This is a genomic window from Telluria sp. GW821-FHT07G12, assembly GCF_059418525.1.
Map to the genome: position 1 here is coordinate 261,958 of NZ_JBWKQA010000002.1, position 25,821 is coordinate 287,778.

The following is a 25,821-nucleotide window of genomic DNA, read 5'->3' on the forward strand; positions in this document are numbered from 1 at the left end:
TGTGATGGGGACTAGTCCGCGAATCTACGTTCAAGATGCATGGCTGTCAATGAACATCCGGCCTGCGCTATCATCGTCCTTACAATCACAAACTGGAGGAGAACCATGAAGCTGTACACCAGCCACCGCACCCCGAACCCGCGCCGCGTGCTCATGTTCATCGCCGAAAAGGGTATTACCGGGATCGAGCTGGTACCTGTCGATCTGTTTAAGGGCGAACATCGGAGCGAGGGCTTCACCGGCATCAACCCGATGGCGCAGATCCCGGTGCTGGAGCTGGACGATGGCCGCGAGCTGGCCGAGACGCGTGCGATCTGCACCTACCTGGAAGGCCTGTACCCCGAACATAACCTGATGGGCGAAGGCTTCGAGGAGCGCGCCTTCATCGAGATGGCGGACCGCCGCGCCGAGTTGCAGCTGTTCCTGAAAATCGCCCACTGCATCCGCCACACCCACCCGGGCCTGGCGCCGCTGGAGCAGCCGCAGTTCGCCGACTTCGGCGTGGAGCAGGGACGCAAGATGCGCGACACCGCGCGCTGGCTGGACGGCGTGCTGGCCAAACAGGCGTACGTGGCCGGCGAGCGCTTCACGATCGCCGACATCACCGCTTTCTGCGCGCTGGAGTTTGCGCGCGGGCTGATGAAGTTCAGGCCGGGGGAGGAGGGGTTTGGCTACCTGCAGGCCTGGCGCGACCGCATCGCGGAACGGCCAAGCGCGCAGGTGCTTTGATCCGGGGGGGGCTCAGCCCACCCGCTTGTACCAGGGGCGGTCGCCTTCGATCGCCTGGTAGGTTCCCGCATAGGCATCCGCCACCGACAGCTGGCGGTCCAGGCACAGCACGCCGAAACGCGCCAGGCTGTCGTGAAACAGCCGCAGCACGCGCTGGCGCAGCACCGGCCCGAAGTCGGACAGGGCGTGGCAGCACAGGATGGCCTGGAACTCGTTGAAGGAGGCGTCGGTCACCAGGCTGTACTGCGACCAGGTGATGCGGCGGCGCAGGTCCGCACGCAGGCGCGCGCATTTGCCATCGGCCCCATCCTCGATTTCGAAGAAGGACAGCAGGTCGCCGCGGCCGCCGCTCTCCACGTGCCGCTGGCTCGCTTCCTCGAGCTCGGCCAGCGGCAGGCAGGCGTCCTGCATCTGCGCCACCAGCTCTTCGTTGGCGAGGGTGGCGTGGATGTCGAGCTTGCCCAATACGCCTTCCTCGGCCAGCACGATGGCCAGGGTCCAGGCTTCGCCCACGCCGGCGCAATCGGCCAGCCAGACCCGCGGTATCGGCCAGCCGCGCAGCGAGGGCGCCAGCACCCCGCGCAGGCGCGCAGCATGGCCGACGCAGTCGAACAGCGGGCTCGGTGCCACCGACAGCGTGCGCAGCAGCGCCGATGCGGCCCTGGGGTCGTGCAGCGCCTTTTCCTGCAGTCCCGACAGGGTGCAGGCGCCGCCCTCGCGCATGGCCTGGTTCAGCTTGGCCCGCAGGGCCGCGCGGTCGTAGGCTCGGAAGTCGTAGCCGAAGCGCTGGAAGAGCGCTTCCAGCAGCAGCTCCGTTTCCAGCTCCTCGATCGCGAGCCCGGCGGCCAGTCCGGTCCACGCGTTCATGATGAACTCCTCGGTGAAGTCATCAATGCAGCCAGACGCGCATCATCGACAGCAGCTGGGCCACATCCACCGGCTTGGTGATGTAGTCCGAGGCGCCGGCGGCGATGCACTTGTCGCGGTCACCCTTCATCGCTTTCGCGGTCAGGGTAATGATGGGCAGCGACTTGAACTTCGGAATGCGGCGGATCGCCCGCATCGTGTCGTAGCCGTCCATCTCCGGCATCATGATGTCCATCAGGACGATCTCGATGCTCGGGTCCTTCTCCAGCACCTCGATGCCGTCGCGGCCGTTTTCGGCGAACAGCACCTGCATCTGCTGGCGCTCCAGCAGCGAGGACAGCGCGAAGATGTTGCGCAGGTCATCGTCGACGATCAGCACCTTGCGGCCGGCCAGGCCGCCGTCGGCCGCGTGGATCTCTTCCAGGATGCGGCGCTGCAGGTCCGGCAGGCTGGCGTGCGAGCGGTGCAGGAACAGCGCCGTCTCGTCCAGCAGACGCTCGGGCGAGCGGGCGTCCTTGACCACGATGGTCTTGGCGTAGCGCTTGAGCTTCGTGACTTCCTTGCGGCCCAGTTCCGCGGCCGTGTAGATCACGATCGGCAGGTCGCGCAGGGCCGGCTGCTTGCCGATCTGGTCGAGCAGTTCGAAGCCCGAGATGTCCGGCAGGGTCAGGTCCAGCACCATGCAGTCGAAGTGCTGGGCGGCCAGGGCCTCCAGCGCCGCGGCGCCGGTTTCCACCGTCACGATGCGGACGTCGGAATCGCCGATCAGCGAGACGATCGATTCGCGCTGGGCCATGTCGTCCTCGACCACCAGCAGCGAGCGCTTGCCGCCCATCAGGAACTTCTGGATGCGCGTGAATTCTTCCTGCAGCATCTCGCGGCTGACCGGCTTGTTGATGTAGCTGATCGCGCCCTGGCGCAGCGCGCGCTCGCGCTCGCGCATCGCCGACAGCACGTGCACCGGGATGTGGCGGGTGCCCGGGTCGCGCTTCAGGCGCTCCAGCACGGTCAGGCCGTCGATGTCCGGCAGGTCGATGTCCAGCAGGATCGCGGCCGGCTGGAAGTCGCGCGCCAGCGACAGCGCGGAGTCGCCGCGGTGGGTCACGATGCCCTTGAAGTTCTTCTCGCGGGCGAAGTCGAGCAGGGTCTTGGCGAAGCGCTCGTCGTCCTCGACGATCAGCACCGAGGGGTCGCCCGGCACGATCAGGCCGCGGTCGTCCAGCACGCTCGCGTACTCGACCAGGCCGCTCGACGGATCGGACACGGCGACGGCCGTGCCGACCGCGGTGGCGGTGTCGGTTTCCACTTCCAGCAGCATGGTCGGCGTGGGCGCCGCCAGCGGGGCGGGCTGCTGCGGAGGCGCCAGGCGCGCCGGCTGTGGCTGGCGGGTCTGTTCGTAGTTGATGAAGCCGGCGCGGTTGTACGGCAGGTAGAGCGTGAAGGTCGAGCCGATGTTGACCGTCGATTCGACGCGGATCTCGCCGCCCAGCAGGCGCGCCAGTTCGCGCGAAATCGACAGGCCCAGGCCGGTGCCGCCGTACTTGCGGGCGGTCGAGCCGTCGGCCTGCTGGAATGCCTCGAAGATCAGCTGCAGCTTGTCGGACGGGATGCCGACGCCGGTGTCGCGCACCGAGAAGGCCAGCACCGCGTCCGCATGCAGCAGGTGGGGGTGGTCGGCGGTCCAGCCGCTGGTCACCAGGCTGATCGTCAGCGCGACGTTGCCGTGGCTGGTGAACTTGAACGCGTTCGAGAGCAGGTTTTTCAGAACCTGCTGCAGGCGCGTGGTGTCCGTCATCAGCGCGGTGGGCAGGTTGTCCGCCAGGTCGACCTGGAAGCCGAGATGCTTGGCTTCGGCCATGTGGCGGAAGGTGCGGTCCACGTAGTTGCGCAGCGCCGAGAAGCGGTACTCGGACACGTCCAGCGTGACGGTACCCGACTCGATCTTCGACAGGTCGAGAATGTCGTTAATCAGGGTCAGCAGGTCGGAGCCCGAGCCGTGGATGGTCTTCGCGAATTCCACCTGCTTGCCCGACAGGTTGCCCTCGGGGTTATCCGAGAGCTGCTGTGCAAGGATCAGCAGGGAGTTCAAAGGCGTACGCAGTTCGTGCGACATATTCGCCAGGAACTCGGACTTGTACTTCGAGGACAGGGCCAGCTGGGTCGCTTTTTCTTCCAGCGCCAGTTTCGCCTGTTCCACCTCGCGGTTCTTGCGTTCCACCTCGATGTTCTGCTCGGACAGCAGGCGCGCTTTCTCCGCCAGCTCCTGGTTGGTCTGCTGCAGTTCCTGCGCCAGCGACTGCGACTGGGTCAGCAGCGATTCGGTACGGCTGTTCGCCTCGATGGTGTTCAGCACCACGCCGATCGATTCCATCAGCTGGTCGAGGAAGGACAGGTGGGTCTCGGTGAAGCGGTCCAGCGACGCGATCTCGATGACCGCCTTGACCTGCTGTTCGAACAGGATAGGCAGCACCACGATGTTGGTCGGCGGCGCCGCGCCCAGGCCGGACGACACCTGGATGTAGTCGCGCGGGACGTCGGTCAGCCAGATGCGGGTCTTCTCCAGCGCGCACTGGCCCACCAGGCCTTCGCCCGGCAGGAAGGAGGTCGGCAGCTTGCGGCTGGAACGGTAGCCGTAGGAAGCGATCAGGCGCAGGCGCGCGTCGTTGCCCTCGGAATCCATCATATAGAACACGCCGTGGTGGGCGGTGATCAGCGGCGCCAGTTCGGACAGAATCAGCTTGGTCACGGCGCCAAGGTCGCGCTGGCCCTGCAGCAGTCGGGTGAAGCGCGCCAGGTTGGTCTTCAGCCAGTCCTGCTGCGCGTTCTTCTGCGTGGTCTCCTTCAGGTTACGGATCATCTCGTTGATGTTGTCCTTCAGGTAGGACATCTCACCACGCGCTTCCACCTGAATCGAACGCGAAAGGTCGCCGCGGGTCACCGCCGTCGCCACCTCGCCGATCGCACGCATCTGGTTGGTCAGGTTTGCCGCCAGCTGGTTCACGTTCTCGGTCAAGTCCTTCCAGGTACCCGCGACGCCCGACACGTTTGCCTGGCCGCCCAGCTTTACCTTCGGTACCCACCTCACGCGCCACGCGGGTCACCTCGGATGCGAAGGAGGACAGCTGGTCCACCATCACGTTGATGGTGTCCTTCAGTTCCAGGATCTCGCCCTTCACGTCCACGGTAATCTTCTTCGACAAGTCACCGCGCGCCACCGCGGTCGTCACCGCCGCGATGTTACGCACCTGGCCCGTCAGGTTGGACGCCATGAAGTTCACGTTGTCGGTCAAGTCCTTCCAGGTACCGCCGACGCCCGGCACGTAGGCCTGGCCGCCCAGCTTACCTTCGGTACCCACCTCACGCGCCACGCGGGTCACCTCGGATGCGAAGGAGGACAGCTGGTCCACCATCACGTTAATCGTGTTCTTCAGTTCGAGAATCTCGCCCTTCACGTCCACGGTAATCTTCTTGGACAGGTCGCCGTTCGCCACCGCGGTCGTCACGTCCGCAATGTTACGCACCTGCGCCGTCAGGTTACCCGCCATCGAGTTCACGCCGTCGGTCAAGTCCTTCCAGGTACCCGCGACGCCCGGCACGTTCGCCTGGCCGCCCAGCTTACCTTCGGTACCCACTTCTCGTGCGACGCGGGTCACCTCGGATGCGAAGGAGTTCAGCTGGTCGACCATCACGTTGATGGTGTTCTTCAGCTCGAGAATCTCGCCCTTCACGTCCACCGTAATCTTCTTGGACAAGTCGCCGTTCGCCACCGCGGTCGTCACGTCCGCAATGTTACGCACCTGGCCGGTCAGGTTACCCGCCATCGAGTTCACCGAGTCGGTCAAGTCCTTCCAGGTGCCCGCTACGCCCTTCACCTGCGCCTGGCCGCCCAGCTTGCCCTCGGTACCCACTTCTCGTGCGACGCGGGTCACCTCGGATGCGAAGGAGGACAGCTGGTCCACCATCACGTTAATCGTGTTCTTCAGTTCGAGAATCTCGCCCTTCACGTCCACCGTAATCTTCTTGGACAAGTCGCCGTTCGCCACCGCGGTCGTCACCGCCGCGATGTTACGCACCTGGCCCGTCAGGTTGGACGCCATGAAGTTCACGTTGTCCGTCAAGTCCTTCCAGGTGCCGCCGACGCCCGGCACGTAAGCCTGTCCGCCCAGCTTACCTTCGGTACCCACCTCACGCGCGACTCGGGTCACCTCGGATGCGAAGGAACGCAGCTGGTCCACCATCACGTTGATGGTGTCCTTCAGTTGCAGGATCTCGCCGCGCACGTCCACCGTAATCTTCTTCGACAAGTCGCCGTTCGCCACCGCGGTGGTCACCTCCGCGATGTTACGCACCTGCGAGGTCAGGTTACCCGCCATCGAGTTCACCGAGTCGGTCAAGTCCTTCCAGGTACCCGCGACGCCCGGCACGTAGGCCTGGCCGCCCAGCTTACCCTCGGTACCCACCTCACGCGCCACACGCGTCACCTCGGAAGAGAAGGAGGAGAGCTGTTCCACCATCGTGTTCGCGGTGGTCGCCGCGCGCAGGTACTGACCCTTCAGCGGGTGCCCGTCCACTTCCAGGGCCATGGTCTGCGACAAGTCGCCCTTCGCCACCGCGCCGATGACGCGCGCCATTTCCGTGGTCGGACGCACAAGGTCGTCGATCAGGGTGTTGACGGAACTGATGATGGTCGACCAACCGCCGACCACGCCCGGCACGTCCGCTCGCTGGGTCAGGTGGCCTTCGCGGCCCACGACGCGCGACACTTCCGTCACCGTCTCGACCATTTTCTGCTTGGTTTCGATGATGTCGTTGAGGGTGTCCGCGATCTTGCCGGACACGCCGGTCCAGTCGGAGGGCATGCGCACCGAGAAATCGCCTTTTTTCAGCGCCATCAGCGTGGAAAGCAGCAGCTTGACATCCAGCTGTTCAGCCATGTCAGTCATGTTATTCATTGACTTGGGTTCCTCGAGGTAGAGAAGGGGTAGAGCGGGCAGACATGTATTGTTAAATGTCAGAAACTCGTAAAGATACTCTTGTGTCCGGTCAAGTCAAGCTCAGGCAAGTAAAAAATGGCAACACTGTTACGCGGCTGCCATAAACTTGCACATTTGCAATTTTCGATAGACAATCCGCGCGAGCTTATCGGATTTTGAAAATGGGGCGCGCACGATTGACGAGTTCGTAAACACGCTTGTTGTAGTACGACGACAACTTCTTTGCGGCTTTGTCCAACACGAAGATGATTAAAAGAATAATTTTTCGTGCTTTTCGGTTACAACTCAACTAGCATACGGGTGTCACAACAGTTGTTACACCATCAACAGCGCGGGGTTACCATGATGACCGTCGAACTTGACGAGCTGATGCATTGCGACACGGCGTCGAGCTGGGGAGAGGCGCTGTTTTCCCTGGGCCGGCACTACGGTTTCGAGAAAGTCCTCTTTGCGATGTCGGGTTCGCGCCATGCGCGCCTGGAACATGCGTTTTTCCAGACGAATTATCCGCGCCAATGGCGGGACCGCTACGAGGCCGAGCGCCTCGCCTATGTCGACCCGCTGGTCAGCCATTGCCTGGCGAGCACGCTGCCGCTGGTGTGGCAGGCCGATACCTTCCGCAGCCCGGCCCAGCGCGCCATGTATGAAGAGGGCTGCGTGCACGGCATCCGGGCCGGCGTCAGTTTTCCTATCCATGGGCCGAACGGGGAGTTCGGCTTGCTTACTTTTGCCTGCGATCCGGCGCCGGAGCGGGGGTTTGCGCGCGAGGTCATCGGCCTGCTGCCGGAACTGGCCCTGGTGCGCGACCATGCCTTCGCCTCGGGCGTGCGCTTCTGCCCGCCGTCCACGCACGAAGCTGCGCCACGGCTCACGCCGCGCGAGCTCGAGGTCTTGAACTGGGTAATGGTGGGGAAATCTTCGTGGGAGATTTCAAAGATTACCGGCTGCTCGGAGGCGACGGTGAATTTCCACATGGGTAACATCAGGCAGAAATTCAACGTCAACACCCGGCAGCAGGCGGTCGTGCGGGCGATTTCGCTGGGGCTGATTACCCCAGAAGATCACCATCGTTGAGTTTGCCGTTCACGTACAGTTTCAGGAGCAGGGCGACCGGGGCCGGAATGGCCAGGCCCGTCTCGAAGCGGCTGCCGCTCGATTGCGTCACGCCGAAGCGTCCCCAGAATTTCTCCTGACTTTCCCGCTTGCTGATGCGGTACTTCTTCAGTTCGCTGACGGTTGGAGCCAGCGCTGCCTGGAATTTTGCATTGCCTGCTTCGGGCTCCCGCAGGCTTGCTTCGGTAACGAAATCATTAGCCATCGCCGCTCCTCCTTCGTAAAGGTTGTAAAGATGTGTGGAAGACAAGTATTCCATGCATCATTCATCCGGCGACCTAGCAATATTGATAGTTCCTGTAGGAACTCCCCCTTAGAGAGGGGGAAGTGTTGTTCCGCTATTTGAGCCAGCGCAAATCTCATGCTTTCGGGCTTGATTTTCGGGTCAATTCTTGCCACAGGAAAGTATAGGTCAAGGCCCACATGGTGGCGGTCTGCTCGTTATTGGCCGCCCCGGCATGGCCGCCTTCCGTGTTTTCCCAATACAGCACGTCGTGCGCCTGTTCCTCCATCAGCGCCGCCATCTTGCGCGCGTGGCCCGGATGGACCCGATCGTCGCGGGTGGAGGTGGTGAACAGCACCCGCGGATAGCGCTTGTGCTGCGACACCTGGTGATAGGGCGAATACTTGCCGATGTAGGCCCACTCTTCGGGATCGTCCGGGTCGCCGTACTCTCCCATCCAGGACGCGCCGGCCAGCAGCTGGTGATAGCGCCGCATGTCGAGCAGCGGCACCTGGCAGACCACGGCGCCGAACAGCTCCGGGCGCTGGGTCAGGGCGGCGCCGACCAGCAGGCCGCCATTGCTGCCGCCCATGATGCCCAGGTGCGCCGGGCTGGTGAGCTTGCGCGCCACCAGGTCTTCGGCCACCGCCAGGAAATCGTCGAAGGCCTTCTGGCGCTGATGCTTGAGCGCGGCCTGGTGCCAGCGCGGGCCGAACTCGCCGCCGCCGCGGATGTTCGCCAGTACATAAACGCCGCCGCGCGCCAGCCAGGCTTCGCCGGTCACGCCGCTGTAGAAGGGCGTCAGCGAGACCTCGAAGCCGCCGTAGCCGTACAGCAGGGTCGGATTCGCGCCATCCATCTGCGTATCGGCGCGCATCACGACGAAGTAGGGGATGCGCGCGCCGTCGCTCGACTCGGCCTCGAACTGGCTTACGGTGTAGGGGCTGGCGTCGAAGAAGGCCGGCATCGCCTTCAGCAGGGTGCGTTCGTCGCTGCCGGCGCGCGCCAGGTAGAGCGTGCTCGGGGTCAGGAAATCGGTCACGGTCAGGAAGTAGTCGTCGGACTCGATCTCGTCGAGGCCCGAGACGCCCAGTGCGCCCATGCCCGGCGCGGTGACTTCGCGCCGCTGCCAGGCGCCATCGACGTGGCGCAGCTCGACGATGCGGTTCTTGACCTTGTCCAGCACCGTCAGCAGGATGGCGTCACGGGTCACGCCGATGCCGTCCAGCGAGGTGGTGTCGGTCGGCGTGAACAGCGGCTGGAAATCGCGTGCGCCGGCCATGAAGTCCCGGAAGCCGATCGCCAGCAGCGCGCCCTGCGGCCAGGTCGTGCCGCCAAGTTCCCAGCTTGATCGCAGCTGGACCAGCAGCTGGTCGCGCACCGTGAAGGCGTCGGCGTCCTCGGGCTTGTCGACCCCGGTGAGAACGCCGCTGGCGGGATCGCGCACGAACAGCTCGCTGCTGTAGAAGCCGATCTGGCGCTGCACGAACTGGCGCTCGTGGCCGGGCGTGTAGTCGAACCAGGCGGAGGCCGAGAGGTCGTCCTCCTGCGCCTCGTAGACGGGAAGCGCGTCCGCCAGCGCGGTCCCGCGCCGCCATTCCTTCACCACGCGCGGGTAGCCCGAGCTGGTCATCGAGCCGGGGCCGAAGTCGGTGGACACGAACACGGCGTCGCGGTCTATCCAGCTGGCGCCGCCTTTTGCTTCCGGCAGATTGAAGCCGTCCGCGATGAAGGCCAGGATTTCGAGGTCGAACTCGCGCACCACGTGGGCATCGCCGCCGCCGCGCGACAGCGAGACCAGGCAGCGCCCGCCGTGCGGCTTCAGGAAGGAGGCGCCGGCCCAGACCCAGTTCTCGTTCTCCTCGCGCGCCAGCAGGTCGAGGTCGAGCACCGTCTCCCACTGCGGCGCCGGCTTGCGGTATTCCTCCATCGTGGTGCGGCGCCAGATGCCGCGCTCGTGGTCGGCGTCGCGCCAGAAGTTGTAGCAGCGGCCCTCGTACAGGCTGACGTAGGGGATGCGGTCCTTCGAATCGAGGATGGTCTTCAGGCGCGTGCGCAGCTGTGCGTAGCCGGGCGCCGCGGCCAGCTCGGCTTCGGTGCCGGCGTTGCGTTCGCCGACCCAGCCGAGCGCGCGTTCGGAGGCGACGTCCTCAAGCCAGAGGTAGGGATCTTCCATCGTGTGCATTTGCTGTCCTTATTGCTGGGCTCTCGCCAATTGAGGCCGATTGCGTAATACTAGCAATTATTGAAAATTCGCCCACGACGACAGGACATGGCTGAAGCGAGCACGCGCAACATGGGGAAGACCGTCGGCGCCAGCGGCCCGGTGCGCATCGCTTTGTGGGGCGGCGGCCTGTGGCTGGCGCTGCTGGTGGGGGCGGCCCTGCACCTGGGCGCCACCCGCACCGTCGAGGACGACGCCCGGCGCCGCTTCGACAGCATCGCCCAGGGTGCGCGCCAGCGCCTGGACGGCGCCGTGCAATCCTATGCCCAGGTGGTGCGCAACCTCGGCGCCTTGTTCGGTGCGAACGGCGGCGCGGTCTCGCGAGTGCAGTTTCACCGCTATGTCGCATCGCTGAACGTCCGCGAGCATTTTCCGGCCATCGAATCGGTCAACTTCGGCGCCCACGTCCTCGATGCGCAGCGTGACGCTTTCGTCGCGGCCGTGAAGGCCGACCGCAGCCTGGATCCGCTCGGCTACCCTGCCTTCGACATCAAGCCGGCCGGCCGCCGCCCGGAATATCTGGTGCTGACCTATATGGAGCCGATGATGCCGTCCCGGCTCGGCGTCGACATGCTGGCGAACGGGCCGGCGGTCGCGCGCTATCTTACGGAGGCGCGCGACCGCGCGGAGCTGTCCGCATCCGGCAAGCCGCTGAAGCTGACGGTCCCGCGCCCCACGCTCGGCTTGACCCTGCGCTTGCCGGTCTACCGCGGCGGCGCCGTGCCGGACAGCGTCGAAGGGCGGCGCGCCGCCTACGTCGGCTCGGTCGGCATCGGCTTCTCGATACCGACCCTGGTGCACCGCGCGCTGGATGGCATGGGACGGCATCCGGTGGCGCTCCAATTGTATCTGGGGGCCGAGGGCCAGCCGGCCACGGGTCGCCCGCTCGCCGTGACGGCGGTCGACACGCTGCTGTACGACAGCGTCGGCGGCGAAACGCCCGGACCGCAGGCGCGGGCCGAGCCCGGCGAGCTGTTCGAGACAGTGCTGCCGGTGCGCTTCCAGAACAACCTGTGGAAGGTGCGCTTCGTCGCCGCGCGCGCCGAGCTGGTCGACGGCTTCGGCGCCTGGTTTCCGCGTCTGGCCTTCCTCGCCGGCTTCGGCGCCACCTTGCTGATCTATGCGCTGTTCCTGAAGCTGTACTGGTCGCGGCGCCAGGCCGTTGAGCAGCGCGTGCTGCTCGACCTGGTGCTCGACAACGTCGACGCCTACGTCTACATGAAGGACCGCGAGCGCCGCTTCAGCTACGTGAACGCGAAGACGGCGGCGGCGGCCGGCATGCGCGCCGAGCAGATGATAGGCCGGCGCGACAGCGAGATCGGATTGCCCGGCTCCAGCAAGTCGATGTGGGAAGTCGAGCAAGCCGTGCTGGAGACGGGGCAGGGCCGCTCGGTGCAGAACGAGGTCCATCTGGCCGACGGCAGCGTGCGCCAGCTGTGGAGTGTGAAGGTGCCGGTGCGCGCCGACGGCGAGGTGACGGCGATGCTGTGCGTGTCCACCGACGTCACCGAGCTGCACCTGCTGAAGGCCAGGGCCGATGCCGCCAGCCAGGCCAAGAGCGACTTCCTGTCGAACATGAGCCACGAGATCCGCACGCCGATGAACAGCATTATCGGCATGTCCTGGCTGGCGCTCAAGCAGGCGGTCGAGGCGCGCCAGCGCGACTACCTGCAGAAGATCCACCACTCGGCCCAGCACCTGCTCGGCATCATCAACCACATCCTCGACTTTTCCAAGATCGAGGCCGGGCGCGTCGAGCTCGAGCTGCTCGACTTCACGCTGGACGCCCTGATGCGCAACCTCGCCAACCAGCTGGGCGAAGCCGCCGCCGCCCGCGGCCTGGTGCTGGAAGTCGAGATCGCGCCCGAGCTGCAGCGCCCGCTGCGCGGCGATCCGCTGCGGCTGGAACAGGTGCTGCTGAACTTCACCTCGAATGCGATCAAGTTTTCCGAGCGGGGCACGATCCTGGTGCGGGCCCACACCGTCAGCACCCTGGGCGCCGAGATGCTGGTGCGCTTCGAGGTGCGCGACCACGGCATCGGCATTGCCGCGGACGAGCTGCCGCACCTGTTCACGCCTTTCCACCAGGCCGACCCCTCGACCACGCGGCGCTACGGCGGCACCGGCCTCGGGCTGGTGATCAGCAAGCAGCTGGCCGAACTGATGGGCGGCGAGGTCGGGGTCGAGAGCGTGCCGGGCGAAGGCAGCACCTTCTGGTTTACCGCACGCCTGGCCGCGGCCGGAGAATCGAAAGCGCTGCAGCAGGCCGTACGGCCGGCCGCGCCGCACGCTGGACCGGCCGCGCTGGCCGGCAGCACCATCCTGCTGGTCGAGGACAACGCCTTCAACCAGCAGGTCGCGCGCGAGCTGCTGGAAGACGCGGGCGCCGGCGTGGTCGTGGCCGGCAACGGCAGCGAGGCGCTGGACCTGATGCGCGGCCGCGAGCAGGGCGCCGCCTTCGACTGCGTGCTGATGGATGTGCAGATGCCGGTGATGGACGGCTTCGAGGCCACCCGCCGCATCCGCGCCGACGCCGCCTTGAAGGACACCCGCGTGATCGCGATGACGGCCAACGCCGGGCTGGAAGACCAGGCGCGCTGCCAGGCCGCGGGCATGGACGAATTCGTGACCAAGCCGGTGGCGCCGGAAGCCCTGGTGGCGACCGTCGCCCGCGCGCTCGGGCGCAGCGTGCAGCACGCGCTGGCCCCGGCCGCGCCGCTCGCACCGCCGGCCGCGGCGACGCTGCTGGACATGGAAGTGCTGTCCGATAGCTTCGGCGGCAATCCGGACAAGATGCGCAAATATGCCTTCATGTTCCTCGAGACCGCGCGCGAAGGCCTGCTGGAGATCGACCGCGCGCTGGCCGCCGGCGAGATCGAGCGCGCCGCCGGCGTCGCGCACCGCATCAAGTCCTCGGCGCGCACGGTGGGGGCGATGGGCTTCGGCGACGTCTGCGCCGACCTCGAAGCCCAGCGCGAGCGCGGCGCGATCGCCCAGGCGCGCTCGCTGGCCGCACGCCTGCGCGCGCTGCTGGCGCGGCTGGAACGCCACATTGCCGCGGAACTCGGGGCGCGCCAGCAGGATCAAAAGGTTTGAGCTCAGCCTTTGCCTTGTTCGACCCACCCCCTTGGTAGTATGCTGCGGGGGTCTACCTGAAGTCTTCCACCATGCGCTCCCCGATCTCTCCCGGCCTCCTCATCCTGCACGGCAACCAGATGGAATTGCTGCGCGCCGCCGTCTTCGACTGGCTGCGTGCGAATCCGCTCGGCCCGCTCGAGGAGGAAATCATCCTCGTGCAGTCGAACGGCGTGGCCGAGTGGCTGAAGATCGCGCTGGCCGAGGAACTGGGCGTGTGCGCGGCCACCCGCGTGGCGCTGCCGGCGCGCTTCCAATGGGAGGCCTACCGCGGCATGCTGGGACCGGAACGGGTGCCGCGCCGCTCGCCCTTCGACAAGGATGCGCTCACCTGGCGCCTGATGCGCCTTCTGCCCGAACTGCTGGCCAAGGACAAATTCGCGCCGCTGCGCCACTTCCTGTCCGACGGCGACCCCGAACGCCGCCTGCAGCTGGCCGAGCGCCTGTCGGACCTGTACGACCAGTACCAGGTCTACCGCGCCGACTGGCTGACCGACTGGGCCGCCGGCGAGGACCAGCTGCGCCGTCCGGGCGGCGAGCCGGTTGCGCTGGCGCCCGACCAGTGCTGGCAGGCCCAGCTCTGGCGCGAGATCCACGAAAGCCTGCCGCCCGAGCGCCGCTGGTCGGGCCGCGCCACCATCCACCAGCAGTTCATGGCCGCGGTCGAGGACGAGCGCCAGCCGGCCCAGCGCCTGCCGCGCCGCGTGGTGCTGTTCGGGATGTCGACCCTGCCTTACCAGACCATCGAGGCGATGGCGGGGCTGTCGCGCTACACCCAGGTGCTGCTGGCGGTGCCGAATCCCTGCCAGTACCACTGGGGCGACATCATCGAGGGCCGCGAACTGCTGACCGCCGCCTACCGCCGCCACCAGTCGCGCAACGGCAGCAACCTGGCCGAGGTGCCGGTCGAGGAACTGCACGCGCACAGCCATCCGTTGCTGGCCAGCTGGGGGCGCCAGGGCCGCGACTTCGTCCGCATGCTGGACGAGTTCGACGGCGGCCAGGGCGCGAAGTTCGGCAACATGCGGGTCGACCTGTTCAACGAGGGCGACAACGGCACGCTGCTGTCGCAGGTGCAGGCGGCGGTGCGCGATTTGCTGCCCCTGAGCGAGCATCCGCACGTCCCGCCCGAGCCGGATGACCGCTCGATCGAATTCCACATCGCCCACAGCGCCCAGCGCGAGGTCGAGGTGCTGCACGACCAGCTGCTGTCCTGGTTCGCCCAGGACCGCGAACTGCGTCCGCGCGACATCGTCGTCATGGTGCCGGACATCGACAGCTTCTCGGCCGCCGTGCACGCGGTGTTCGACCAGCACAAGCGCAGCGACCCGCGCTACATTCCCTTCGAGATCGGCGACGTCAAGGACCGCAGCGTGAATCCGCTGCTGGTGGCGATGGAATGGCTGCTGCGCCTGCCGCAGCAGCGCTGCCGCCAGAGCGAAGTGCGCGACCTGCTGGACGTGCCGGCGCTGGCCGCACGCTTCGGCCTGGACGAGGATGACCTGCCGACCCTGGGCCGCTGGATCGAGGGCGCCAGCGTGCGCTGGGGTCTGGACCAGAAGCACCGCGCCGGCCTGGGCCTGGGCTCGGCCGGCGAGCAGAATTCCTGGCTGTTCGGCATCCGGCGCATGCTGCTGGGCTATGCCACCGGGGCCGGCCCAAGCTACGGCGATATCGAGCCCTATGCGGAAGTGGGCGGACTGGATGCGGCCCTGGCCGGCGCCCTGGCCGAGCTGGTGGAGAGCCTGCTGGCCTGGCGCGAGCAGCTGGATGCGGTCTTGAGCCCGGCGGAATGGGGCCAGCGCGCCCGCGCCCTGATGGCGCGCTTCTTCCGCGCCCGTGACGACGAAGACCGCATAATGCTGAACCAGCTCGAGGAAGCGCTGCAGTGCTGGCTGGAGATCTGCGAGAACGCGATGTTCGACGAAGCGGTGCCGCTGGGCGTGATGCGCGAAGCCTGGCTGTCGGAGCTCGACCAGCCGGCATTAAGCCACCAGTTCGTGTCCGGCGGCGTGACCTTCTGCACCCTGATGCCGATGCGCGCCGTGCCTTTCAAGGTGGTCTGCCTGCTGGGCATGAACGACGGCGACTTCCCGCGCCGCGGCCACCAGTCGGACTTCGACCTGCTGGCGCTGCCCGGCATGGGCCGCCCCGGCGACCGCTCGCGCCGCGACGACGACCGCTACCTGATGCTGGAAGCCCTGCTGGCCGCACGCGACAAGCTGTACGTGAGCTGGGTCGGCCGCAACGTGCGCGACAACACCGAGCAGCCGGCTTCGGTGCTGGTCTCGCAGCTGCGCGACTACCTCAAAAACGGATGGGACATGGAAGAGGGCCTGCCCGACCGCACCACCGTGCACGCGCTGCAGCCGTTCTCGCGGCGTTACTTCGAGCGCGGCGGCCTGCTGACCTATGCCGGCGAATGGAGATCCGCGCACAGGGAAGGCGAGGAAGCCGCGGGCGGAGACGATGCTCTCCCGCCCTACGAGCTGGAAGAAGGCTACCGCCTGAAGCTGGGCGAACTGCTGGCCTTCCTGCGCCAGCCGGCGCGCTACTTCTTCCGGCGCCGCCTCGGCGTGAACTTCGGCAGCAACGAGGTAGTGGGCGAGGACGAGGAACCGTTCTCGCTCGACGCCCTCGAACGCTACTTTTTGGAAGACACGCTGCTGGACGACAGCGGCACGCCGGAGCCGCAGAACGAGGTACGCCAGGTACTGGACGCACGGGCCCAGCGCCTGGTGCGCGAAGGCAGGCTGCCGATCGGCCTGGTGGGGAAGCAGTGGCAGCAGCAGCTGGTGGAAGACCTGGTGCCGGTGCGGCGCAGCTGGCTGGCGCTGGGCGCCCGCTATCCGACGCCCGCGCCCAAGCTTGTCGTCAGCCTCGAGCTGAACGGGGTGCTGCTCGACGACTGGATCGACAAGCTGCGCAGCAACGAGGGCGAGACCGTCTGGCTGCTGCAGATCTCCTCGAAGGTCCTGGACCGCAAGGGCGCGCCGCGCGGCGACAAGCTGATCGGCCCCTGGCTGCGCCAGCTGGCGGCAAGCGCCGTCGGCGAGCGCATCACCGGCTACCTGGTGGCGCGCGACGCCACCTTGCAGCTGGACGCCATCGATCCCGCCTTCGCTCAAGCGGCGCTGGAGAACATCGTGGCGCTGTGGCGCGCCAACCTGGATCGTCCGCTGGCAGTGGCCTGCAAGACCGCGCTGGCCCACCTGGATGGTGGCGACCCGCGCGAGGCCTATGACGGCGGCTTCGAGATCGGCGGCGAGGTCGACGACCCTGTTCTTTCGCGCCTGTGGCCGGAATTCGCGGTGCTGCGCGCGGCCGGCGACTGGCCGCGCTCGGCCGAGGCCTTGTACGGTCCGCTGGCGATCTGGCTGCGCGACAGCGTTCGCGTGACGAAATTCGGCGATGAAGAAGGGAAGGACGCATGAGCGAACTGCTCCAGCCCCTGCATTTCCCGCTGCACGGCTCGCGCCTGATCGAGGCCAGCGCCGGCACCGGCAAAACCTGGACCATCGCCGCGCTCTACCTGCGCCTGGTGCTGGGACACGGCGGCGAACAGGGCTACACCCGGCCGCTGCTGCCGCCCGAAATCCTGGTGATGACCTTCACCCGCGCCGCCACGCGCGAGCTGTCGAACCGCGTGCGCGAGCGCCTGGTGCAGGCCGCGGCCTACTTCCGCGGCGAAGCCTATGTGGACGATCCCTACCTCGAAGCGCTGGCCGAGAGCTACGAAGACGAGGCCGCGCGCCTGGTCGCGGCCCACCGCCTGGTGCTGGCCGCCGAGACCATGGACGAGGCGGCGATCTTCACCATCGACGCCTGGTGCCAGCGCATGCTGCGCGAGCACGCCTTCGACAGCGGCAGCCTGTTCGACGAAGAGCTGGTCGGCGACGAGCGCGCCCTGTTCGAGGACGCCGCCAACGACTACTGGCGCCAGCACGTGTATCCGCTCAACGGCCACGCGCTGAAATCGCTGCTGGACGTGTGGAAGGACGTCGAGGCCCTGAAAGCGGCGGCGCGCGAGCTGGTGCAGCGCGCCGAACTGCTCGGTCCGGACTGCGTGGACGAGGAGGGCAGGCCCAACGACATGGAAGCGCTGGGCGCCGTCATCGCCGGCGTCGAGCGCGCGCAGAAGGGCAAGCTGGCGCGCCTGAAGGAAGGCTGGCGCGAGCGCGCGGACGCAATGGAAAGCTGGATCGCCTCGCAGCGCGCGGCCAATCCGCGCTGCCTGAACGGTACCATGATGAAGGCGGAGACCATTGCCAAATGGTTCGAGGGCTTGCGCGCCTGGGCCATGGACCCGGCAATGCTGGCGCCGGACATCGGCGAAAAAGCCTGGACGCGCCTGACGCCCGGCGGCATTGCCGAAGCCTTCGCCAGGGGATACAGCGCCGAAGTGCCCGAGTGCTTCGAGCATACCGAGGCGCTGAAGGCAGCGCTGGACGAGATCGAACCAATGGCGCACGCGCTGCTGCGCCACGCCGCCTGCAATATCGCGCGCCGCATGATCGACCTGAAGCGCCGCAACCGCCAGTTCGGTTTCGCCGACATGCTGGCGCGCCTGAAGAACGCGCTCGAAGGCGTGAACGGCGAAGCCCTGCGCAAGCGCATCGTCGACCAGTTCCCGGTCGCGATGGTCGACGAATTCCAGGACACCTCGCCCGACCAGTACCGCATCTTCGATCTGCTGTACCGCGTGCTTGAGAACGACCCCGAACACGGGCTGTTCCTGATCGGCGACCCCAAGCAGTCTATCTACGGCTTCCGCGGCGCCGACATCCACAGCTATCTGTCGGCGCGGCGTGCCACCAGCGGGCGCCATTACCAGCTGGGCACCAATTACCGCTCGACCGAGAACCTGGTGGCGGCCGTCAACCGGCTGTTCGAGTTCGCCGAGCAGGGCCACGCGGCCGGCGCCTTCCGCTTCAAAAAAGACGGCGAGAATCCGCTTCCCTTCGATTCGGTGGAGGCGGCCGGGCGCCGCGAGCAGCTGGTCGGCGTCGACGGCCCCTTCCAGGCGCTGGCGGTGGCCACTACGCCGCGCGAGGACCTGCGCGTCGACGATTACCGCGACTTCTTCGCCCACCACTGCGCCGAGCACATCGTCACCCTGCTGAACGACACCAAGGTCGGCTTCCAGGATGACGAGGGCCGCTTCAAGCGCCTGATGCCGGCCGATATCGCGGTGCTGGTGCGCGACCGCCGCGAAGCCTCGGCCATCCGCCGTGCACTGATGCAGCGCCGCGTCGCCAGCGTCTACCTGTCCGACCAGGACTCGGTGGTCGAGAGCCAGGAAGCGGTGGACGTGCTGCGCTGGCTGCAGGCGGTCGCGAGTCCGCTGGATGGCGTATTGGCGCGCACCGCCTTCGCCACCGCCACCTGCGCGCTGCCGCTGCCCGAGCTGGCCCGTTTGTCGAGCGACGAACTGGCCTGGGAAGAACGCGTCGAGCAGCTGAAGAACCTGCACCAGACCTGGCAGCGCCAGGGCGTGCTGGCGATGCTGCGCCGCTTCATCCACGAGCTGGGGCTGCCCGCCAAGCTGCTGGGCGCCAGCGGCGGCGAGCGGCGCCTGACCAATCTGCTGCACCTGGCCGAGCTGCTGCAGGAAGCCAGCCGTGAGCTGGATGGCGAACAGGCCCTGATCCGCTGGTTCGCCGAGCAGGTCGAGGGACTGGGCGAGGGCGGCGACGAGCGCGTGCTGCGCCTGGAAAGCGACGCCGAGCTGGTGAAGGTCGTCACGGTGCACAAGTCGAAGGGCCTGGAATACCCGCTGGTGTATCTGCCTTTCGCCGTCACCGCGCGCAAGACCGACCGCCGCAACCGTGCCTTCTTCGAGTACGTGCACGAGGATGGCGGGCGGCGCATCGACCTCGGCCTGAGCGAGGATGCGCTGAAGGCCGTCGACCGCGCCCGCATCGAGGAGGATCTGCGCCTGCTCTACGTGGCGCTGACCCGCGCCAAGCACTTCCTGTGGCTGGGCGTGGCGGCGGTGGCCGCCGGCCGCAAGGGCGAGAACCGGCTGCACGAATCGGCGCTGGGCTATCTGCTGACCGGCGGCGAGCCGGTACAGGCCAGCGCCATGCAGGAACGCTGGGAAGCCTTGCGCGGCGGCCTCGATGCGATCGAGCTGCACACGCTGGACGCGCCCGAAGGCTGCACGATGCTCCGCCGCGCCGACGTGCGCCCGGAGCTGGTCGAGGCGCCGGCCTATGCCAGCCAGTTCGAGCGCAACTGGGCGGTCGGCTCCTTCACCTCGCTGACCCGCCATACGGTGGCGGCGCCGACCCGGCCGCAGGAAGAGAATCTGCTGGAAGAAGAGGAGCCGGGCACGGTCGAAGTCCTGAAGAGCGACGACGCGCCCTGGCACCGCTTCCCCCGCGGCGCGACCCCCGGCAACTTCCTGCACGAGCAGCTGGAGTGGATGGCGCAGGAAGGTTTCAATCGCATCGACGAGGATGAATTCGTCAAGCGCCTGCACCAGCGCATCCTGCGCGCCGGCTGGGGCAACCGCGTGGACGACGCCATGGCCTGGCTCGACGCATTGGTCACGCTGCCGCTGCCGCCGACCGGCTGCGCGCTGTCGGATCTCGAGGAAACCCTGCCCGAGATGGAATTCTGGTTCCCCAGCCACGGCCTGGACGTCGGCGCGCTTGACCGCCTGTGCCGCCGGCATCTGCTGGGCGACACCCAGCGTCCGACCCTGCCTGAACGCCAGCTGCACGGCATGCTGAAGGGCTTTACCGACCTGGTGTTCGAATGCCATGGCCGCTACTGGGTGCTGGACTACAAGTCGAACGCGCTGGGGCCGGGCGACGCCGCCTACACCGACAAGGCGATGGCGGCCGCGATGGCCGAGCACCGCTACGACATCCAGAGCGCGATCTACCTGCTTGCCCTGCACCGCCTGCTGCGCGCGCGCCTGGGCGAGGCTTACGACCCGGCCGAACAGCTGGGCGGCGCCGTGTTCCTGTTCCTGCGCGGGATCGGCAACGAGTTCACGCGCGGCTGCTACCTGATCGAGCCGGACATGGAACTGCTTGACGGCCTCGACGGACTGCTGGCAAATGAATAACGCAATGGACCCCGACAAGATCGACATCTTCTGGTTCGAGGTGGAGCGCCTGACCGAGGCCGGCGAACTGCGCCGCCTGTCCGGCGCCTTCGCCCGCTTCATGGCCTCGCTGGGCCCGGCGCCGGGACCGCTGCTGCTGGCCTCCCTGGTGCTGTCCGAGCTGGAAGGGCGCGGCCACAGCTGCCTGCTGCTGGCCGACCTGGCCGCGGACACTGCCGGGCTGCTCGGCCTGCCCGAGGAGGAGTGGACCGAACTGGCGGCCGCCATCAAGCCGCTGCCGAAGAACGCCAAGGGCTGGATGGCCCAGCTGGCCGGCTGCGAGCAGGTGCTGCGCGCCGGCGAGTTCGACTTCGGCCAGCCGCTGGTGCTCGACGGCGACCCGGACAACGGCCGCCTCTACCTGCGCCGCTACTGGCGCGACGAGACCACCGTCGCGTCCAGCGTGCGTGAGCGCGCGGGCGAGCGCCAGCAGGTCGACGTGCCGGCCGTGCGCGAATGGCTGGACCTGCTGTTCGCGTCCCAGCGTGCTGCCGAAAAGCCGGACTGGCAGAAGCTGGCCTGCGCCATCGCCCTGCGCGGCAGGATGGCGATCATCACCGGTGGCCCCGGCACCGGCAAGACTTATACGGTGGCGCGCCTGCTGGCGCTGCTGTTCGCGACCGCGCCGGACGCCGCCCGCCAGCGCATCGCCCTGGCCGCGCCGACCGGCAAGGCGGCGGCGCGCCTGAAGCAGTCGATCGACAAGGCGCTGGGCGAGCTGGCGGACAAGGTCGGCGAGCAGCTGCCGCTGCGCGAACTGACCGCCCGCATGGGCGCCGCCCGCACCCTCCACAGCCTGCTGGGCGCGCGCCCGGACAGCCGCGCCTTTGCTCACCACCGCGGCAATCCGCTCGACGTCGACGTGCTGATCGTCGACGAAGCCTCGATGGTCCACCTGGAGATGATGGCCTCGCTGCTGGACGCCTTGCCCCCAAGCGCGACCCTGATCCTGTTGGGCGACAAGGACCAGCTGGCCTCGGTGGAAGCAGGCGCGGTGCTCGGTGATTTGTGCGCGGATGCGCAGGCCGGCAACTACGACCAGGCGACGGTGGACTATGTGCGCGAAGCCAGCGGCGAGGAGATCCCGGCGGACTACGTGCACGCCGGCGGCGCGCTGGCCCAGCAGACCGTCATGCTGCGCCACAGCCGGCGCTTCGGCGGCCCGATCGGACAGCTGGCGCTGGCCGTCAACGCCGGCGACGTCGAGGCCGCGGCCGCGGTGCTGCGCGAGCGCGGCGTCCTGGGCGTCGAAGTCGCCCACGCGCTGCGCTGGATCGAGCACGCCCAGCAGCAGCATGCGATCGGGCTGGCGCTGGAAGGCTACCGTCCCTATCTGCGCCTGCTGAGCGAGGGAGCCGAAGGAAATCACGAAGACTGGGTGCGCGCGGTGCTGCAGCGCTTCGAAGCCTTCCGCATCCTGTGCGCGGTGCGCGAGGGTGAATGGGGCGTCGAGGGCCTGAACACGGCGATCGAGCAGCGCCTCGACGGCGTCGGCCTGATCCGCCGCAGCGGCGACTGGTACGTCGGCCGTCCCGTGATGGTGACCCGCAACGACTATGCGACCAACGTCTTCAACGGCGACATCGGCCTGACCTTGCCCGACCCTGCGCGCCCCGGCTCGCTGCGCGTCTGGTTCCTGGAAGGCGACAAGGTACGCAGCGTGCTGGCCACCCGCCTGCGCCACGTGGAGACGGCCTACGCGATGACGGTCCACAAATCCCAGGGCTCGGAATTCGCGCACACCGTGCTGGCGCTGCCGAAGGAGGGCGGGGCGGTGCTGGCGCGCGAGCTGGTGTACACCGGCATCACGCGGGCGAGCCGGGAATTCACCTTGCTGACGCCGGTGCCCGGGGTGCTGGGGGAGGCGATCCAGAAGCGGACGCACCGTGCGAGTGGCCTGCGCGGGATGATTGAAAGATAAGCGTCTTCGGAAACCCGGCATGGGTTCCCGCTTCCGCGGGAACGACGCCGTGGTATTTCTCGCGTAACTTTTGCGCCAGTCTTTGCTTTCCTGATGGCAACAATGTTAAAGTTGCCGTCTGGAATCTCTGGAGACTGCACCATGTTGATCTTTGTCGGTTTTATGGTCGTGCTGCTGGCCGTGTTCGGCGGCTTCGTGCTGCAGGACGGGCACCTTGCCGCGCTGTTCCAGCCGTATGAACTCTTGATGATCTTTGGCGGCGCGCTGGGCGCCTTCGTGATCGGCAACGACCGCAAGGCGATCTCCCTGACCTGGCACAGCATCCCGACCCTGTTCCACGGCTCGCGTTACACCCGCGAGCTGTACATGGCGCTGATGGCCTTGATGTTCGACGTGCTGACCAAGGTGCGCCGCGAAGGCCTGATGTCGCTCGAGGACGATATCGACGCGCCCTACGAGAGCGCCATCTTCGGCAAGTACCGCCTCGTGCTGATGGACGACCACCTGCTCGACTTCATCACCGACTACCTGCGCCTGCTGGTGTCCGGCACCATGAATTCCTATCAGCTGGAAAACCTGATGGACTGCGAGATCGAGACCTACCAGGAAGACTCGGACATTCCGGTGCAGGCGATCCACAAGCTGGCCGACGGCATGCCGGCCTTCGGCATCGTCGCCGCGGTGATGGGCGTGGTGCACACCATGGGCGCGATCGGCCGTCCGCCGGCGGAACTGGGCAGCCTGATCGCGGCGGCCCTGGTCGGCACCTTCCTCGGCATCCTGCTGTCTTATGGCATGGTCGCGCCGCTGGGCAGCCTGCTGCATCGCCGCCACCAGGAAGTGGTCAAGGCCCTGCAGTGCGTGAAAGTGACCCTGCTGGCCAGCATGAACGGCTATGCGCCGACCATCGCGGTCGAGTTCGGGCGCAAGGTGATCTCGGCCACCGAAAGGCCGACCTTCGCCGAGCTGGAAGGGCATGTGCGGCAGCTGAAGTCGCGCTGAACCGATAGCGCCCGCGTCCCATCCGCACAAATGAAAAAGCCGCGACGGGTTGCCGTCGCGGCTTTTTTAATTTGAAACCAGGCGTATAGCGATCAGCGATGACGGCGATGACGCGTCACCGGCGCATGCTTGAAGCGGCTGACGCGGCCGGCCGAAGCCTTGACGCGGGCGCCGCCGATGGATGCCTTGATGCGCGGACCGCCGACGGCGGCCTTGAGGCGCGAGGCGACGCGGGCGCGCACCGGGCTGGTGGATGCCGGGGCATCGTCGCCCAGCACGTGGCGGCGGATGTTCAGGGCGTCCAGGATACGCACCGAGGACGCGCCGGCGTTCAGCAGGACCATGGTGGCGTTCTTGCCGGCGGCTTTCACGCGCATGATCAGGCAGCGGCCCGCTTCCTGGGTGTAGCCGGTCTTCGACAGGCCGATGTCCCAGCCCTTGGCGCCGACCAGGCGGTTGGTGTTGTGGTACTCGACTTCGCGGCCCTTGATGTTGATCAGGTGCTCGGAAGAGGTCGTGATCCGGGTGATCTCGGCGTAGTTCGAGGCGGCGGTCGCCATCTTGACCAGGTCAGTGGCCGAGGACTTGTTATGCGGGCTCAGGCCGGTCGGCTCTTCGATCACGGTCTGGGTCATGCCCAGCGCGGCGATCTTGCGCTTGACGGCCAGGCGGAAGGCTTCCATGCCGCCCGGGTAGGTGCGGCCGAGGGCGGCAGCAGCGCGGTTGTCCGAGGACATCAGGGCCAGCTGCAGCACGTCGCGGCGCGGAATGGTCGCGCCGACCGGCACGCGCGAGCTGCTGTGCTTGAGCACGTCGACGTCCTGCTTCTCGATCTCGATCGGCTCGTTCATATCCTGGTGGGCATCGAGCACGACCATGGCGGTCATCAGCTTGGTCAGCGAAGCGATGGGCACGACGGCGGCCGAGTTCTTTTCGAACAGGACCTTGCCGGTATCGTCTTCGACGACGAGCACCGATTGCGATCCGAAAGGCACAGCGAGGGCGGCCGCGCTGGAAATCGTCATCAGCACGGCAGCGAGGAATTTTTTGATCATGTGTGTGTATGAGGTACGGTTAATGGTCGGGCGCCGGACGGCGGCGGAGCATCAAATCGTTCAGTTAGACCAATAGCGGCCAGCTATATGGGAACTTTTCATTGGCAGAATACCGATGCAATGACATAGATCAATGTCACCGGAGGAAAATCAAATACCAACGGAAAGATTCTACAAGAAAAAAAGGCCTCGCGTGATTGCAAGGCCTTCTTTGTGAACGGAAAATTTGAAATTTGTCTAAAAGAAATCTCTAAAAAACGACTCAGCTATATTTTCCGTTGGTAAATCCTGTATATCTATACAGTCTTATTGCGATTCCGAATTTCAAATCCTTTATTTCGACCCGTAGATCTTGTCGAATTCACCGCCATCGTCGAAATGGCGTTTCTGCGCCGCGCGCCAGCCGCCGAATACATCGTCGACCGTGAACAGCTGGATCGGCTTGTAATTGGCCGCGAACTGCTTCATGACTTTCTCGCTGCGCACGCGCAGATAATGCTTGGCGCCGATCTCCTGGCCGGCTTCCGTGTACAGGAAGTTCAGGTAGCCGACGGCCTGCTTGCGCACGCCCTTGCGGTCGACCACCTTGTCGATGACCGCCACCGGGGTTTCCGCCAGCACGGAGATCGAGGGATAGACCACCTCGAAGTTGTCGCCAAACTCGGCGCGCACCAGGTTCACTTCGTTCTCGAAGGTCACCAGGGCGTCGCCGATCTGGCGCTGAGTGAAGGTGGTGGTGGCGGCGCGGCCGCCGGCGTCCAGCACCGGCACGTTCTTGAAGATCTTGCCGACCAGGTCGCGGGCCTGACCTTCGTTGCCGCCCTTCTTGAGCACCGAGCCCCAGGCCGCCAGATAGGTGTAGCGGCCGTTGCCAGCGGTCTTGGGGTTCGGGATCACGACCTTGACGCCCGGCTTGGCCAGGTCGGCCCAGTCGTGGATGCCCTTGGGGTTGCCCTTGCGGACCAGGAACACCATGGTCGAATAATAGGGCGAGGCATTGTTCGGGAACTTCTTGTTCCAGTCCTTGGCGACCAGGCCGCGGTCGGCCAGCATGTCGATGTCGTTGGCCTGGTTCAGGGTCACCACCGAGGCTTCGAGGCCATCGGCGACGGCGCGCGCCTGCTTGCTGGAGCCGCCGTGCGACTGCTTGATGACGACGGTTTCGCCGGTGGTCTTCTTCCATTCGGCGATGAAGGCCGGGTTCACGTCCTTGTACAGTTCGCGCGCGACGTCGTAGGAAACGTTCAGCAGCTCGACTTCGGCAGCCTGTGCGGCGTAGGGCAGGGCGGCGCCCAGCGCCAGGGTGAGCGCCAGCAGATGGCGGCGCAGCGGAGAAGGGGTTCGGATCATTGTTTGTTCTTCCTTGTAGAGACCTGTGGAAACCAGGGTCATCATCTATGAAGAAATATCGGAACAAAAGTACATTTTTATCATATGCTTA

The 25,821-nt window shown here is 66.5% G+C and carries 12 protein-coding genes and 1 pseudogene; 7 read left to right on the forward strand and 6 right to left on the reverse strand.

Annotation, left to right across the window (positions count from 1 at the left end):
• Window positions 1-105 precede the first annotated feature (105 nt).
• On the forward strand, window positions 106-729 hold the full coding sequence (locus AC07PE_RS09480; protein ID WP_498763552.1) for a glutathione S-transferase family protein: 624 nt from the start codon (window positions 106-108) through the stop codon (window positions 727-729).
• A gap of 12 nt (window positions 730-741) precedes the next feature.
• On the opposite strand, the gene AC07PE_RS09485 is transcribed toward AC07PE_RS09480, so the two are convergent.
• Window positions 742-1,596: a CheR family methyltransferase gene (locus tag AC07PE_RS09485; RefSeq protein WP_498763555.1), complete on the reverse strand. Its 855-nt coding sequence runs from the start codon at window positions 1,594-1,596 to the stop codon at window positions 742-744.
• 22 nt (window positions 1,597-1,618) lie between these two features.
• Window positions 1,619-6,548, reverse strand: a pseudogene (locus tag AC07PE_RS09490) (response regulator).
• Between the two features lie 384 nt (window positions 6,549-6,932).
• Here AC07PE_RS09490 and AC07PE_RS09495 point away from each other — a divergent pair.
• Entirely contained in the window at window positions 6,933-7,664 is a 732-nt protein-coding gene (locus AC07PE_RS09495; protein ID WP_498763557.1) for a helix-turn-helix transcriptional regulator, read from the forward strand.
• Here AC07PE_RS09495 and AC07PE_RS09500 read toward each other — a convergent pair.
• On the reverse strand, window positions 7,639-7,962 hold the full coding sequence (locus tag AC07PE_RS09500) for a helix-turn-helix domain-containing protein (RefSeq protein WP_290368551.1): 324 nt from the start codon (window positions 7,960-7,962) through the stop codon (window positions 7,639-7,641). The two genes, AC07PE_RS09495 and AC07PE_RS09500, sit on opposite strands and share 26 nt — an antisense overlap.
• A gap of 100 nt (window positions 7,963-8,062) precedes the next feature.
• Complete coding sequence (locus tag AC07PE_RS09505; protein ID WP_498763559.1) at window positions 8,063-10,111, reverse strand: prolyl oligopeptidase family serine peptidase; 2,049 nt, start codon at window positions 10,109-10,111, stop codon at window positions 8,063-8,065.
• 87 nt (window positions 10,112-10,198) lie between these two features.
• Between AC07PE_RS09505 and AC07PE_RS09510 the strand changes: the two genes are divergently transcribed.
• From AC07PE_RS09510 to motA, 5 genes are all read left to right on the forward strand, one after another.
• A complete protein-coding gene (locus tag AC07PE_RS09510; protein ID WP_498763562.1) occupies window positions 10,199-13,246 on the forward strand; it encodes a CHASE domain-containing protein in 3,048 nt (1,015 codons plus the stop codon).
• Window positions 13,247-13,317: 71 nt separating this feature from the next.
• Window positions 13,318-16,719, forward strand: coding sequence for an exodeoxyribonuclease V subunit gamma (gene recC / locus AC07PE_RS09515; protein ID WP_498763564.1), 3,402 nt, complete (start codon window positions 13,318-13,320; stop codon window positions 16,717-16,719).
• On the forward strand, window positions 16,716-20,363 hold the full coding sequence (gene recB / locus AC07PE_RS09520) for an exodeoxyribonuclease V subunit beta (RefSeq protein ID WP_498763566.1): 3,648 nt from the start codon (window positions 16,716-16,718) through the stop codon (window positions 20,361-20,363). Before recC ends, recB begins: the two co-directional genes overlap by 4 nt.
• Window positions 20,356-22,323 (forward strand): exodeoxyribonuclease V subunit alpha, encoded by a 1,968-nt coding sequence (gene recD, locus AC07PE_RS09525; RefSeq protein WP_498763568.1) that lies wholly within the window; start codon window positions 20,356-20,358, stop codon window positions 22,321-22,323. The genes recB and recD overlap by 8 nt, the downstream gene beginning before the upstream one ends.
• Before the next feature lie 141 nt (window positions 22,324-22,464).
• The gene (motA, locus tag AC07PE_RS09530; protein WP_498763570.1) at window positions 22,465-23,325 is read left to right on the forward strand and encodes a flagellar motor stator protein MotA; all 861 of its coding nucleotides are present in this window, start codon (window positions 22,465-22,467) and stop codon (window positions 23,323-23,325) included.
• Window positions 23,326-23,417: 92 nt separating this feature from the next.
• Here the strand turns inward: motA and AC07PE_RS09535 are convergent, their stop codons facing one another.
• Both AC07PE_RS09535 and AC07PE_RS09540 read right to left on the reverse strand, forming a co-directional pair.
• Window positions 23,418-24,380, reverse strand: a complete 963-nt coding sequence (locus AC07PE_RS09535; RefSeq protein ID WP_498763572.1) for a serine hydrolase — start codon at window positions 24,378-24,380, stop codon at window positions 23,418-23,420.
• 333 nt (window positions 24,381-24,713) lie between these two features.
• Entirely contained in the window at window positions 24,714-25,730 is a 1,017-nt protein-coding gene (locus AC07PE_RS09540; RefSeq protein ID WP_498763574.1) for a sulfate ABC transporter substrate-binding protein, read from the reverse strand.
• Window positions 25,731-25,821 lie beyond the last annotated feature (91 nt).